The following is a 14,497-nucleotide window of genomic DNA, read 5'->3' as shown; positions in this document are numbered from 1 at the left end:
TTATTTGTTAAATAACTTTGTTGCTTATCCTCTTTTAGGCATAGTTTCCCTTAGGTATGGTTTAGTTAATCACTTGCGACTACGCTTCTGCCCCATGTAGTACTAATTAAATTAGTTGATTAACCTTATCAGATTTCCTCCCACTTCGTTTATTTTTTAGTGTTCCAGCTTGACCACTTTGTGAAATCTTACTATTTATAAAAAATAATTATTCCTTTTCAGAATAATTATTGGTTTTCTTGTCTTTTGATTAACTCTGTTTCAAGGTTTTTAATTTTTTGTAAAAGTAAATTTATCATTGTTTTATTTTGAATAGATTTATAGTTTGTTTTTTCATATTCTGTTAATTGTATTTTTAAATTATTAATATTTGTTGTAATTTCTTCTGTTGTTAAATTGGCAAATTCATTAGTTTCATTTTCTTTCATTTCTTTTTTATTATTTTTAATATCATAAAAATATTCTTTATTGAAATTGATATATTCAATTTCTTTTAATTTAAATGGGTTTGTTTTTTCTGATAACTTTAAATCTTTTCATAGTTTTAAAGTTATTTTCATTGGGTTATAGCGTGATATTTTAACAATTCCTTGTCTTTGTTTTAAATTTGCTAACTCACTAGTTAACATTAGCGGATGGCTTTTTAAATTTTTTGAAACACTAATATTGCTTTTATTTTCATTGATACTAATTTGTTCGATTGTTTTTGTACCAAATAATTCGCTATAATATTTAATTGTTTCTAAATCGTTGGTGTGTAAGAAAATATGCATTCCACAATTATTTAAAATAATTTTTGCTATTGTATCACCATAATTTAATTTTAATTGGTTGATATCTTGTAATATTAATTGAAAAAAGATGTTTCTATCGCGTGAAATGCTAACTCATCTTTCAAAATTATTTATTTTTGTTAAATTAGCAAATTCATCTAATATAAAATATACTGGTTTTTCTAATTTTCGTTGTGTTGTTTTACTTGCGTGATTTGTTAAAAATTGATAAATTTGACTAATTAATATTGCTATTAATTTATAGTAATTATCATTTTCATCGCTAATATAATGTATAAAACTGTTGGATATTCGATAAAATCATTGTAATTAATATCATTTTGGGATGTTAAATTACGAATAAAATCATTGTTAAATATTTCTAAACTTTCATAAATAGTACTCAAAATACTATCTAGTGTCCGATTTTCTTTACTATCAACCAAAGCCTGGCTCGCAGTGATTTTGGCAATGCTGGTATTTTTTCGATTATTTAGTCATTCAACTAAATCTTTTTTAAAACTAGCGATTGCTGCCACTGATGCCATATTAAATTTGTTAAAAAATAGTTCTTGGTTTAAAATTTCTTCGATTTCTGTTGTTAAATTATTTTTGTTTATTTTATCTTCATAATCTTCTAATATTGCCAAAATAATTCCTTGAATAATCATTCTTGCTGAATTATTTCAAAATTTATTTTCAATATTTTTATTCACAATTAACATATGACTAAATGTTCTAATTTTATCTTGGTATTTTATTTTTCATTTTATTTTATCTTTTTCATTATCTGTTATTATCATTTTAATAAAGTCATCATAAATTATTTTTAATGGATTTCAAGTATTTCCTTTCTCTAAATTACGAAAATCAACAACTTTTATTTTATAACCATTTTCCTCTAAAAACCCACTGGTTAAATTATATAATTCCCCCTTAGGGTCGGTTATGATCATAGTTGGTTTAGCGGTTGATTTTCCGTTTAAATAAATTGTTGGTAATACTATTCCTTGTGTTTTTCTGCTTGCTGTTGAGCCAACAACAACACTATGAATATTGTTTTTTAAATTAAACAATAAATATTTTTTGTTTTTATTACAATTAAAAACAAAGCCTGTATTTTTATAATTATCTTTGATATTAACTTTTTCACTAATATCATCAATTTCTTTTATACTTAATCATTTACTATCTCCAAAATCTATTTTATTGGTTGTTTTAATTGCAGTTTCTTTATTCTTCACTTTACTAAATAAAACAAAATAAAAAAATCAGCAATAAAACGCTAAACTTAATCCAACTGTTATTAATAATCCGTATTTACTGAGGGCATAAATTATTCGGTGGGTGATGTTTTATTTAAATAAATATTTATCTATTAAAATAAAACTAACTAAGAAAAAGACAAACTTATCTTTTTTAACCATTTTTATCATAACACAAAATTACAAAATTGCAAACGAAAAATAATAATCCCAAAAATTATTTAATAAATATTTATTGAATTTTTTTAAATTTTAAATAAATGCTTGTGCTTGTCGAGAAATATTATTATTTATTAAAAATTGGTAATTATCATTATTTTTAAAATAATAACTATGTTCTTTTTGCAGTTTTTTATTTAACTTATTAAGATAAAACTCAATTAAATTAACCCCGTTTTCTTTCGCCATTTTCATTGCAATCATATTTTTGAAAACTTTTTCACTATATGATTTAGAGCCATATCCTTTTAATCATTTTACATTATGCGAAATTTGTGATTCAGTGCATGACCCTTTATATCAATCTTCTTTATAAACCTTAATTCCATCTTTTCTTTTATTAATATAATTAATAAATTTTTTTATATCTTCTTTTTTATCTTTCAAAAATGGATGTTCTTTAATGTTCTTAATTTTTATTAAATTTTTTAAATATTTTATCGCTTCATCAGGGTTGCCACTTTTAAATAATTTATTCATATCTCAATAAATTTGTTTTCTTATTTTTTCGTTATCAGTTAAATTTTTAGTAAGTTTTCTTCTTCGATAAGGAACTATTGTTTTTAATTCTTTCATTAGGTGAAATTCATCTAAAATATAAATTGCACCAATTTCATTAGCGAATTTTTGAATTCATGTTGCCCCATCTCCTGCAAGAGTTAATTTACAATTTTCAATATTATAATTTTTATGTAAAAAATGTAAAAATTCTTTTTTATATTTTTTAATAAGATAATATTTATTTTTTACTGATTTCATTACGATAAAAATCTTTTTATCTCTTAAAACATTTTTATTTTTAGTGCTTTTTATTTCATCATATCCAGTGTGGAAATACGCTACTCTAAACATGTTTTTTTCTATTTTTTTTATATTTTGTTAAATTACCTAAAAGAATCATCAACACCAGCATATAAATATGGTGTTTGAACATTGATTTTTTCTGTCTTTGTTTTTAATTGTTCTTTAAATAATTTAGCAAAATCAACTTCTTTATTAATATTTGTAATTGACATCTTAGATATCTTTAACTTCGGAAACATATCCTTAATATCTCTTTGTCTTTTAGCACTATCCATTTCTTTTCAAATTGATATTTTAACACTTAAAATAATTGTTTGATTATTTTTTAATCCAATTGATTTATTTAATAAAGTTGTTGTTCTAAATTTATTTTTTTCATCATCATAATAACGGAATCTAGAAACTTTAATTATAATATTACCAAAAGGAGTTTTCATAGTTTTATCTTTTTTTCCTCATAAAATAAAACCATTTTTACCATTACAATTTTGTTCTCTTAATTCTTGATCAAGGTTTTCATATTTCTCTTTTAATTTTTGTTTTTCTATGAAATTAACATCAATATTTACTTCTTCAACAAAGTTTATATCTTTTATCAAACTATTTAAAAACATATATTTTTCTCCTATAAATCATCATTGCATGATAGTAAAATTTTATACTGCTTCAAATAATTTGTCAGCAGTCATAGTCATATTTTTATTGAGAGAAAGAGAGAAATTAATTAACCTTCTTATTCTATTTTCTTTTTGTTTATTATTAGTTATTTGTTAAATAAATTCATTGCTTGTCTTCTTTTAGGCATAGTTTCCCTTAGGAATTGGTTTAATTAATCACTTGCGACTACTCTTCTGCCCCATGTAGTACTAATTTAATTAGTTGATTAACCTTATCAGATATCCTCCCACTTCGTTTATTTTTTAGTGTTCCAGCTTGACCACTTTGTGAAATCTTACTATTTATAAAAAATAATTATTCCTTTTCAGAATAATTATTGGTTTCTTGTCTTTTGATTAATTCTATTTCAAGGTTTTTGATTTTTTGTAAAAGTAAATTTATCATTGTTTTATTTTGAATAGATTTGTAATTTGTATTTTCATACTCTCTTAATTGCATTTTTAAATTATTAATATTTATTGTAATTTTTTCTGTTGTTAAATTAGCAAATTCATTAATGTAATTTTCTTTTATTTCTTTTTTGTTATTTTTAATATCATAAAAATATTCTTGATTGAAATTGATATATTCAATTTCTTTTAATTTAAATGTGTTTGTTTTTTCTACTAACTTTAAATCTTTTCATAGTTTTAAAGTTATTTTCATTGGATTATAGCGTGCTATTTTAACAATTCCTTGACCTTGTTTTAAATTTGCTAATTCACTAGTTAACATTAGGGGGTGACTTTTTAAATTTTTTGAAACACTAATATTGCTTTTATTTTCATTAATACTAATTTGTTCGATTGTTTTTGTTCCAAATAATTCACTATAATATTTTATTGTTTCTAAATCGTTGGTATGTAAGAAAATATGCATCCCACAGTTATTTAAAATAATTTTTGCTATTGTATCACCATAATTTAATTTTAATTGGTTAATATCTTGTAAAATAAATTGAAAAAATATGTTTCTGCTGCGCGAAATACTAACTCATTTTTCAATGTTATTTATTTTTGTTAAATTAGCAAATTCATCTAAAATAAAATATACTCGTTTTTCTAGTTTTTGTTCGATTGTTTCACTTGCTTTATTTGTTAAAAATTGATAAATTTGACTAATTAATATTGCTATTAATTTATAGTAATTATCATTTTCGTCACTAAATATGATGTATAAAACTGTTGGATATTCGATAAAATCATTGTAATTAATATCATTTTGGGATGTTAAATTACGAATAAAATCATTGTTAAATATTTCTAAACTTTTTGCAACAGTCATTAAAATAGCATCTAGTGTCCGATTTTCTTTACTATCAACCAAAACTTGGCTTGCGGTTATTTTGGCAATGCTGGTATTTTTTCGATTATTAAGTCATTTAACTAGATCTTTTTTAAAACTAGCGATTGCTGCCACTGACGCCATATTAAATTTGTTGAAAAATAATTCTTTTTTTAAAATTTCTTCTATTTCTGTTATTAAATTATTTTTGCTTATTTTATCTTCATAATCTTCTAATAATGCCAAAATAATTCCTTGAATAATCATACTTGCTGAATTATTTCAAAATTCATCTTCAATATTTTTGTCAATTAACATACGACTAAGTGATCTAATTTTATCTTGATATTTTATTTTTCATCTCGTTTTTTCTTTTTCGTTATTTGTCATTATCATTTTAATAAAGTCGTCATAAATTAGTTTTAGTGGATTTCAAGTATTTCCTTTTTCTAAATTACGAAAATCAATAACTTTTATTTTATAACTATTTTCTGCTAAAAACCCACTAGTTAAATTATATAATTCTCCCTTGGGATCGGTTATGATCATAGTTGGTTTAGCAGTTGATTTTCCATTTAAATAAATTGTTGGTAATACTATGCCTTGTGTTTTTCCGCTTGCTGTTGAACCAACAATAACACTATGAATATTGTTTTTTAAATTAAACAATAAATCTTTTTTGTTTTTATTACAATTAAAAACAAAGCCTGTATTTTTATAATTATCTTTGATATTAACTCTATCACTAATATCATCAATTTCTTTTATACTTAATCATTTACTATCACCAAAATCTATTTTATCAGTTGTTTTAATTGCAGTTTCTTTACTCTTCACTTTACTAAATAAAACAAAATAAAAAAACCAGCAATAAAACGCTAAACTTAATCCAACTGTTATTAATAATCCGTATTTATTTTTAATTACATAATTTCATCAGGATAATATTTTAAATTGCTTAATTTCATTGATAAATATTGTAATTTCTTTTCAATTAATAAAAATTGAATAACCTATTCCAAATAATGTTAAACAAAAAATAAAAATAATTGGAACAAAACATAGACCAATTAATAAACTTGTTTTTTTCTTTTTTATTTTATTTCACATATTTTTATAACTCTCTTTCTAAACTGCTCACTAAATCATAACCTTTTTGCATAATAGGATTAATTTTAAAAACCATTTCATTAAATTCTTGTTCAATTAAACTCATATTTTTAAAATCTGATTCTTTTGCTCCAGGAATGGTGGTGATAATTTTGTAGTATTTGATTTTTTCTGCTAAATCTAAATATTTAGTTAATTGGTTTATTTCATAATCTGTAAAATTATTTTCATATTTTAAATATTGTTTAATTTCATAAATTAAACTATCATAATCATCACTGATGCTTTTAATTTTGTTAAATTCTTTAACATTGTCTTTGGTAGACTTGTATTGATCAAATAGATTATTAATTTCATTTTCTAATTTATTTCGTTCAAATTCCTTAACTTGCCGAAAATTCATAGCATTATAACTACCTTTACTTCCAATTTCGCCAGGTTCGATTTCATAACCTGCTTTTGTTAAATAATTAGCATGATAATTATTGAATTTTTGTAGTTGTTTTTTACCCCCAAAAATCCGATTATTACTAATTATGTATCTTTTTTCATTAAGTTTTTTTGAAAAAATTTCACTAATTGGAATAAAACCGAAATGAATATGAGGTGTTGTTTCGTCCATATGAACTGCTGAATACAAATATCCCATATCTGTTTTAAGATTATTTTTCATTCATTGTTTCATAAAATTTATTTCAATATTAACTCATTCATTTAATTTATTCCAATTGATACTTTCAGGAATTAATTGTCCCATTTTCCGCGTATCTGTTTTTTTATCTCATACTTGAATATCTGTAAATTGACATATTCCCATTTTTTCAAATCATTCTTGCCTCGTTGCTGGCAAAACAATTTCTATGTAAGTATTATGTTTATTACAAAACTCTTTAAAAGTTGATTTTTGTGCTTCACTATATTTTTGTTGTTGCTTATTTCAATCTTCTTCTATATTTTTTAATAATTTAAATCTTTTATTATTTGCTAACTCAAAACCTTTATCATTGCTAATTTTTTCTTTTATGCCATTAACATAGTAAAAATTATATTTTGTAAATTCAGGGTTAACATTTTCAGGTACCTTAATTCTAAAATTATGTCGTATTAATTTATCAACTGTACCACTTTTATATTTTTTAAAAGTTGCAATGGGTGGTGATGACTTAAATTTATATTCTTTTTCCATATTTTATTCCTCCTTGTTGGAAATTTTTACCTTTTAAAATTTGTTAAATTTAAAAAGCCAAAATTACTACTCATCATACATTTTGGCTTTGCCAAAAAATATCAAAAATTTCATTTTTATTTTGTCTAATTAATTGTCTTTTTTCGGAAATTTATTACCATTAAAATATTTTAAATTTTCTTGGTGTATTTGTTTTTTCTCGGCTTTTTTAATTAAACATTGTTTATCCATCGCCAACAAAAAAGGGTGCAGTTTTTCTCAATTAACCTCGCCCTCAATTTTCCCATCTTTATTTTTGATATAAAAGTTTTGATTTTTAAAAATTATAATAAAACAATATTCCTTATTATATTGTAATTTACAATATTTATTATTTATATTAATACTTGCATAAGGATACAATAAATCTTTTATCCTTAACTCAATTCATTTACTACCTTTATTATCATAATAAGGTTTTGTTAAAATTAAATTACTTGTCATAATTTGATAACTTATATATTTTTCTGTTTCTTTCATTTTGATAGTTCCTTTCTCTATAAAATTATTTTTACTCTTTTTATAATTTTTAATGTTAATAAATAAAATATTGGCAAGAATATTGTATTTGTAATTAATATTCCGATAATTATTTGTTCTATATTTAAAACACCTAAATTTAATCAAAAAAGCACAAAATCAATCGGAAGATAAATAATTATGTTTGCTAATAAAATTAGAATAATTTTAATAATATGATTTATTTTGATTCAATTAATTAGTTTAATTGAAATTGCCAATAAGCCTGTGCCGATATTTCAACATAATGATCCCACAGTAAAACCTCATAATGTTAAATCAGATAGAAAATGGCCCATAAATCCGACTAATAAACATCAATATCAATTTAAAATAAATCCGCTTAGAAAAATAGGCATTAAAAATAATGGAATTGTTGTTCTTGGAATAATTTGGATTCGCATAGTTTGCGATAATACAACCATCATGGCAATTAAAACTGCCACATAATTTATTTTTTTAATTAATTGAAAGTTATTCATTTTTTAAAAACTAAATTTAAGTTGTATTTTCTTTAATCGCTTTTGTATCATTGCAAAGTAATTATTATTCATTTCACAACCTAGTCATTTTCGGTTTAACTGTTCACAAGCATACGCAGTTGTACCACTGCCTAAAAAACAATCTAAAATTAAATCATTTTCTTTGCTATATTTTTGAATTAAATCGCCAAATATATTTAATGGTTTTTCTGTTGGATGTTCTGTTATTTTATAAGCTGAACCTATTGGGTTTTTAAATATTGTTTTTTTATTTTCATAGTTATTTTGATAATTTGGAATTGGATGCTTTTTAGAATAAATAATCATGCAATATTCTTTATCTTGCAAAATAAAACTATTAGTTGGCATTGGGTTTGTTTTTTCTCATAAATAAAAATCAAAATTCATATTATTTTTATAAACTCAATCTAAGTAATCTTTAATTTGTCTTCTATTCATTCAAATTAACATAAATTTAGTTTTTGAAATTCGATAAAATTCATCTAAATAGGTATTTATATCAAATGAATTATGTAAATTATTATCATAGATAGCATTAATATATTTATTTATACTTTTTGATATCCTATTTTCATTTCTTTGCTCGTTTTTTCTTTTTGGCAAATTATATAAATAAGGTGGATCAGTTAATATTAAATCAACGCTATCATTTTCTAAACTTTTAATAAAAACTAATGCATCACCATTTATTAATTTTCCTAAATTTGTCTTAAATATCATTAACACCACCACCTTTCTAAAATAAAAAAATGTTTTCTTTGCTATTTTTAAAAAATAGACAAAAATAAACATTTTCTTTATTTTTTATTAAAATTATGTAAAAAAATAACTAAATTTAATCATTTTTTAAGTTATTTTTGCATTATTTTAATTATCTTTTTTTCCAAATCCGGCTTTTTCTTTTTTGTTTGCTTGGATTTCAATCCGATATCTTTCAAATCCTGAAACAAAAAATAGCCCTTGTCCTTTTACACTACGAGCAATATAATCTTGTTCTGCTGATGTTAATCCGCCATAACTTTTATATAAATTAATTACTTTTTCTAGGTCGTTAGGTTTTAACCCCATAATAAACGAATATTGACTATTATTAATAATTGCTGTTGTTTTCTTTAAAACGGTTTCATTTTCTACAAAATCAGCGATGTTTTGTGTTGCCACAACCAAAGCACCATTATATTTGCGAATCCTTTTTGTCATTTGGTACATAAAATTTAAAGCAACTGGGTTATCTTTATCGATTGCTAAATGAGCCTCATCAACAATTATCACTATTTCATTATCATCTTTGAAACGATTTTCTTTTACTTCTTTTTTGATAATATTTAGCATTAAAATTAATTGTGCTGCGTTTGTTTTTTTGTCATCTAAGTCAAACAAATTATAAACATCATAAACAACAAAATTATTTTTAAATTTTATCGTTGTATGTCCATTTCAAAGTGCTTGATATTTTCCATCATTTAAAAAATCGGTTGCTATTAAATCCATAAATTCTTTTAAAAGTTGATTTTCATTATTAATATATTCTTTTTCTAATAAGTCATAAAAATCAATCATAATTGGAAAATCATTGTTATTAATTTTGTTAATATCGCTATTATTTGTAATGTTAAATTGGTGATATAATAATTTCAAATATTTTGTTAATAAATTAATTTCTCGCCCGTTAAAATCAGGATAAAGTGTTTTGAATCACTGCTCTAAAAATCTTAAATGATTTGATAGGGGTGATGAATTGGTATTTTCTAATTCATCAATAAAGTTATTATCTAAAATTTGTAGGGGGTTTATTTTTCCTATCGAAGCATCTCCTGCGTCAATTCAATTTCCATCATAATAAACACATAATGGTTTGTATTCTCGTTCAGCATCAATAACAACCACTTTACGACTCATCATGATATGATGATTTATTATTTTTTTTAACAAATATGTTTTTCCCATTCCTGTTGTACCGAGAATAAACATGTTGTGGTTTGTTCTTTTGCTCGTAATTTTAAATTGATCTCACAACACAACATTCCCCATATTATTTGTTCCTAAGTACATTCCTTGTTTATCATGTAAACCACTATCAATAAATGGAAATGATGCTGCTAGGGTACTTGTTGGCATTTCTCGACCATATTTTTTTATTATGACCTTATTAGTTATAGGGTATAAAACCTTTTAAGCCACTAAATTGTTGATATCACAATGGATTAAGTTTAATATCCATTTCTTTTAATGCTTTTGTTAATCGTGTTTGTGCCTGTAATAATGTTTTTTTATTTGTTCCATAATTTAAAAATAAAATATTAACATTTTTTAATAATTCACCACCACCATTAACCTCATCAATTAAATGGTAGTATGTTTCTAATTCATAGTTATTTTCATTTGTATTAACATATGATTTTGTCATTACTTGTCGTGTTTGGGTTGTTTGAATGGCACTGTTGATTGCTTTTTTTGTTTCATCATAATTTAAAGGATTTATATTTCAAATAATAGTTTGCTCATTTGAAAATAAACAAGCCCCTCATAAATCGTTAATAAATAAAGGATAGTCCTGAATTGTATTAATTGAATAATATAAATCATTTGCTATAAAATAATTTTTTTTAATATTTAGGTAGTTAAATTGCAATAATCTTACTAAATTATCTTTATTTTTATTAAAATCTGTTTTATTTAATGGTTTTTCATATGGATTTCACATTAATTTTAAGATTTTTGTTATTTCGTAATTAGATAAAATATTACAATTAATTTTTCCTTTATATAATTTATCTTCTAAAAATAATATTTTTTCATTTAAATCTTGTTGACTATTTCCGTACACAAAAATAAAAAAACATTTTTCGGTTTTTATTTCATCGTTTATTTTAATTAATTCTTTTTTTAAAAAAGCAATATTATTTTTAATTTGTTTTGTAATTTTTACAAATTGATTAAAACTAATTTCTTTGTCTTTATAACGGATTTGCGTTTTATTAATTTGTTTTTGTAAATATTTAATGTTGTCATCAAAATTTAATGGTAATTCTAACTTTAAAAAAGTTATTGGAAAATTAGCAAATTTAAAAACATCTTGCAAATCTCGTAATCTTAATATTTGCTCTTCACCGCTTAATAAAGTAATGTCAAATCCTTTTATTTGAATTGCTCCAATTAGCGTCTTTTTTAAAGTACCTTTTAAAATTCCGTGAGTTGTAATAAAGTTATTACCAATAACTTTATTATATGGCACCAGTAAACTTGTTTTGTTATTACTATATTTCTTACAACTAAATAGATAATTTATTTTATAATATAAGCATTGTCATCCTTTTAAATTAGTTTTTTTATTTGTAATAATTAGTGGTAAACTAATTAAAATCATTATTGATGATAATAATTTTATTCATAGTTTTCATTGAAAACCAAATATAAACATAATTGTTAATCCAACCCAAACGGCAATTATTAAAATATCCGTTATTGTTATATTGCGTCAAAAACGATATTTGGCATCTTTTAGTTTTTTTGGTATTACATTTTTCATATTCTGCACCTCTTTCTTTTAAATTAAAAACGACATTTAAAATGCCGGTTTAAAAACTATTTTCATATTTATAATATATATATATATAATTTCCTATAATAAAATAACTTTCATTGCTAATTTGCCCCTTAAAATGCGTAATAAGGGTATTAAATAAAGGGGTAATAAATATATATTATTTATTGTTTTTTTATTTTCTTTTTGTTTTTACTTTTTTTATCTATTTTGCCCCCAATTTTTTTATTTAATTGATTTTTAATGATAATTCAAGTTATAAACCCACCAACTATCCCACAACTAATCAAAGTCATAAAAAATAAATTAACTGGTTTTTTAAAAAACTTTTTTCAACCACTTTCATTATTTTCATTATGATTGGGATTCATTGGTTTGTTTGGTTTTTCTGGTTTATTTGGATTATTATTATCTCCATTCCCATTATTTCCATTGGGATTATTGGGATTCATTGGTTTATTGGGGATGTTAGGTATAATTCCCTCTGTTGGGGGAATTTCATTCGGTTTGCTAGGAGCATTTTCTGTTATTGGGTTGTTTATTAATTTATATGAAATATTCCCAATCACTTTTAAACTATCATCCAAAGCATAAATAGTAATTTTTAGTTCACTATATTTATTTTCTTGAATTTTTTTCATAAATTCCTGTAATTCATTATCATTAATATTAATTTTTCCCCCATTTACTCCTTGCAATGATATTTGATAATCAAGGACGCATAAAGTTTTGTTAGGTAGGAAAAGATTTGAATAAGTATTAAGACAGTCAGTAATGATTGTCTTTTTATTTTATAAGGTGTTAAAAATTTGTTCTTTGAAAATTAAATACAAGTGAGTTAATAATGTTGGTATGTATTAAAGCACGATAAATTGTGGGTGGTCGCCATAACCAAAAGAAGTTTACCAGTTAATAGATAACATCCTATTAGCTATAGCAATTTGTTTCGTTTTGCAATAAAAAAATGAATGGGTGGATTTCCTAAAAATATACACGCTATTAAATTAGTTCCAAGGGTAGGATGCGGATGTTAAAGTGTAGAAATTTCTATATAGGGGTATGCTAAGTTTAAAATTATTAAAATCTTTATCTAATTAAAAAACAAAATTAAATAACAAAGCTTGTTAAACACTTAAATCTGCGATATATAAGTGTTTAAAAAACTAAGTTAACTAACTTAGTTAATATAACTTAGTTTATAACAAATAAGAAAGGTAATTTACTATGAAAAACATTGAAAACATTTTCTTAAATACTAAAAAATATCTTTTAAAAGAAACACAAAACGCAATGCTTATTAAAGCACCAAAAATTCCGTGATTTAATGAACAAATCGGTATTTGGTTTCCAAAGCGATTTGTTTATAAAGGAAAATACGAAAATTCAATTTGCATTGGAATAATAAAAGATAGTAAATATCAAGTAATTTCAATTAATCAACAAGAGCAAGAAACCAAGTTAATTAAAGGCCAAGAATTATTAGGCTTCTTCATTGCCGAAAAAGAAAACAATAAAAAAGATATAAATTATAACTATTTTAAAGGAGTTTAAAAATGAATATTGCGATTGGATTAATATTTATTATCACTTGCATAATGCTATTGGCGTATTTTGCTTATAAAATTTATGCCAAAATAAAAATGCGAATTAAATTTAAAAATGCCATTAAAAATAATACTGGTAATTTCACAAAAGACGAAAAAGTATTTATTGCTCGCTTTGAAGAATGAGTTAAAGCTCCTAATTCAAAAGAAAATAATGAGAATAAAAAATAATGTTTTGAAAAATTATTATGGAATTTTTAGAACTGTTTGTTCCGATAGAAAAAATGCCTGCACAAGTTGCATTTATTGCCGGATTAATTATTATCATTACTTTTCTTTTCGCATTAATTTCAATTATGTATTTACCAATAAAAATGATTTTTGGGAGATAAAAAATGACAGTAAATTTAAAAGAATTTAATTGAGAACAAATTAAACAAACTTTCTGAGATTTGTTTATCCAAATTACAAATATTCCGGCTCATATTAGTGGTGGTAAAGAAATTGATTTAACCCAAGAAACACTTTGACTTTTAATGGCAAACATTGCTTTTTGATTCTTAACAGCGATTATGGTGTGATTTATTCTAATGCTACTTTGAAAAACCATATCAGTATTTAGATAGAAACAAAAGTAATGTCAAGAAGTTACATTGTAATGCATTCACAAAGAAATTCAAAATTAATTAGTAAAAAATACAGTCGTGTTAAGGTTAATCGTGGTTTTAATAAATTTAAGAAAAACTTTGAATATAAATGATGAATGTTTTAAAAAGAAAGGGGGTGATTATATGATTGGAACTTTCTTAACAGAAGCACCAGCAGTAACAAAGATAACAGCTAGTGACGCGATGACTAAATTATGAAATGCGATTATAACAGCGTTTACTAAAATGTGGGAAATTATTGCTGTTAATATGCCACAAGTCGGTAATTTCTTTGCTGACTACTGAATATTCATTTTTCCATTTATTTTGGCAATATTCTTTATTTGCTTTAAAATGTTTGAAAAATTACTTGGAGCTGTACGCTAACAAAAAAATAAAGTGA

16 protein-coding genes and 1 pseudogene are annotated in these 14,497 nt (G+C 23.3%); 6 read left to right on the top strand and 11 right to left on the bottom strand.

The features are described from left to right. Positions 1-227: 227 nt before the first annotated feature. From AAHM88_RS03430 to AAHM88_RS03380, 11 genes and pseudogenes are all read right to left on the bottom strand, one after another. A pseudogene (locus AAHM88_RS03430) lies at positions 228-2,017 on the bottom strand (VirD4-like conjugal transfer protein, CD1115 family). A gap of 273 nt (positions 2,018-2,290) precedes the next feature. After that, the gene (locus tag AAHM88_RS03425; protein WP_342263262.1) at positions 2,291-3,109 is read right to left on the bottom strand and encodes an Mbov_0401 family ICE element transposase-like protein; all 819 of its coding nucleotides are present in this window, start codon (positions 3,107-3,109) and stop codon (positions 2,291-2,293) included. A 32-nt stretch (positions 3,110-3,141) separates the two neighbouring features. Next, positions 3,142-3,675 carry a hypothetical protein gene (locus AAHM88_RS03420; RefSeq protein WP_342263011.1) on the bottom strand — a complete coding sequence of 178 codons (534 nt, stop codon included), beginning with the start codon at positions 3,673-3,675 and terminating at the stop codon, positions 3,142-3,144. Positions 3,676-4,033: 358 nt separating this feature from the next. Further along, positions 4,034-6,112: a VirD4-like conjugal transfer protein, CD1115 family gene (locus tag AAHM88_RS03415; RefSeq protein ID WP_342262812.1), complete on the bottom strand. Its 2,079-nt coding sequence runs from the start codon at positions 6,110-6,112 to the stop codon at positions 4,034-4,036. A 4-nt stretch (positions 6,113-6,116) separates the two neighbouring features. Then, positions 6,117-7,298 (bottom strand): plasmid recombination protein, encoded by a 1,182-nt coding sequence (locus tag AAHM88_RS03410; protein WP_342262813.1) that lies wholly within the window; start codon positions 7,296-7,298, stop codon positions 6,117-6,119. A gap of 129 nt (positions 7,299-7,427) precedes the next feature. After that, a complete protein-coding gene (locus tag AAHM88_RS03405; RefSeq protein ID WP_342263012.1) occupies positions 7,428-7,817 on the bottom strand; it encodes a hypothetical protein in 390 nt (129 codons plus the stop codon). Between the two features lie 17 nt (positions 7,818-7,834). Beyond that, positions 7,835-8,338, bottom strand: a complete 504-nt coding sequence (locus AAHM88_RS03400) for an ECF transporter S component (RefSeq protein WP_342262815.1) — start codon at positions 8,336-8,338, stop codon at positions 7,835-7,837. Between the two features lie 3 nt (positions 8,339-8,341). Continuing rightward, a complete protein-coding gene (locus AAHM88_RS03395) occupies positions 8,342-9,079 on the bottom strand; it encodes a DNA-methyltransferase (RefSeq protein ID WP_342262816.1) in 738 nt (245 codons plus the stop codon). Between the two features lie 147 nt (positions 9,080-9,226). Beyond that, positions 9,227-10,477 (bottom strand): VirB4 family type IV secretion system protein, encoded by a 1,251-nt coding sequence (locus AAHM88_RS03390; RefSeq protein WP_342263261.1) that lies wholly within the window; start codon positions 10,475-10,477, stop codon positions 9,227-9,229. Between the two features lie 31 nt (positions 10,478-10,508). After that, positions 10,509-11,888 carry a hypothetical protein gene (locus tag AAHM88_RS03385; protein ID WP_342263260.1) on the bottom strand — a complete coding sequence of 460 codons (1,380 nt, stop codon included), beginning with the start codon at positions 11,886-11,888 and terminating at the stop codon, positions 10,509-10,511. 179 nt (positions 11,889-12,067) lie between these two features. Continuing rightward, a complete protein-coding gene (locus AAHM88_RS03380; RefSeq protein ID WP_342263259.1) occupies positions 12,068-12,601 on the bottom strand; it encodes a hypothetical protein in 534 nt (177 codons plus the stop codon). 526 nt (positions 12,602-13,127) lie between these two features. On the opposite strand from AAHM88_RS03380, the gene AAHM88_RS03375 reads away from it, so the two are divergent. Genes AAHM88_RS03375 through AAHM88_RS03350 form a run of 6 tightly spaced genes read left to right on the top strand, consistent with a single transcriptional unit; the run spans position 13,128 to position 14,481 of the window. Next, positions 13,128-13,454, top strand: coding sequence for a hypothetical protein (locus AAHM88_RS03375; RefSeq protein ID WP_338967555.1), 327 nt, complete (start codon positions 13,128-13,130; stop codon positions 13,452-13,454). 2 nt (positions 13,455-13,456) lie between these two features. Next, positions 13,457-13,678 carry a hypothetical protein gene (locus AAHM88_RS03370; RefSeq protein WP_342224501.1) on the top strand — a complete coding sequence of 74 codons (222 nt, stop codon included), beginning with the start codon at positions 13,457-13,459 and terminating at the stop codon, positions 13,676-13,678. Further along, positions 13,678-13,839 carry a hypothetical protein gene (locus AAHM88_RS03365; protein ID WP_339023857.1) on the top strand — a complete coding sequence of 54 codons (162 nt, stop codon included), beginning with the start codon at positions 13,678-13,680 and terminating at the stop codon, positions 13,837-13,839. The genes AAHM88_RS03370 and AAHM88_RS03365 overlap by 1 nt, the downstream gene beginning before the upstream one ends. A 3-nt stretch (positions 13,840-13,842) precedes the next feature. Beyond that, the gene (locus tag AAHM88_RS03360) at positions 13,843-14,073 is read left to right on the top strand and encodes a hypothetical protein (RefSeq protein ID WP_338966797.1); all 231 of its coding nucleotides are present in this window, start codon (positions 13,843-13,845) and stop codon (positions 14,071-14,073) included. An 11-nt stretch (positions 14,074-14,084) separates the two neighbouring features. Then, complete coding sequence (locus AAHM88_RS03355) at positions 14,085-14,219, top strand: hypothetical protein (RefSeq protein ID WP_338966796.1); 135 nt, start codon at positions 14,085-14,087, stop codon at positions 14,217-14,219. A 19-nt stretch (positions 14,220-14,238) separates the two neighbouring features. Continuing rightward, a complete protein-coding gene (locus AAHM88_RS03350) occupies positions 14,239-14,481 on the top strand; it encodes a hypothetical protein (protein ID WP_338967559.1) in 243 nt (80 codons plus the stop codon). Positions 14,482-14,497 lie beyond the last annotated feature (16 nt).

The sequence above is a fragment of the Spiroplasma endosymbiont of Dromius quadrimaculatus genome (assembly GCF_964031155.1).
In the GTDB taxonomy this organism is placed as follows: domain Bacteria; phylum Bacillota_I; class Bacilli_A; order Mycoplasmatales; family Nriv7; genus Nriv7.
This window is presented reverse-complemented; position numbering and strand designations above follow the sequence as displayed.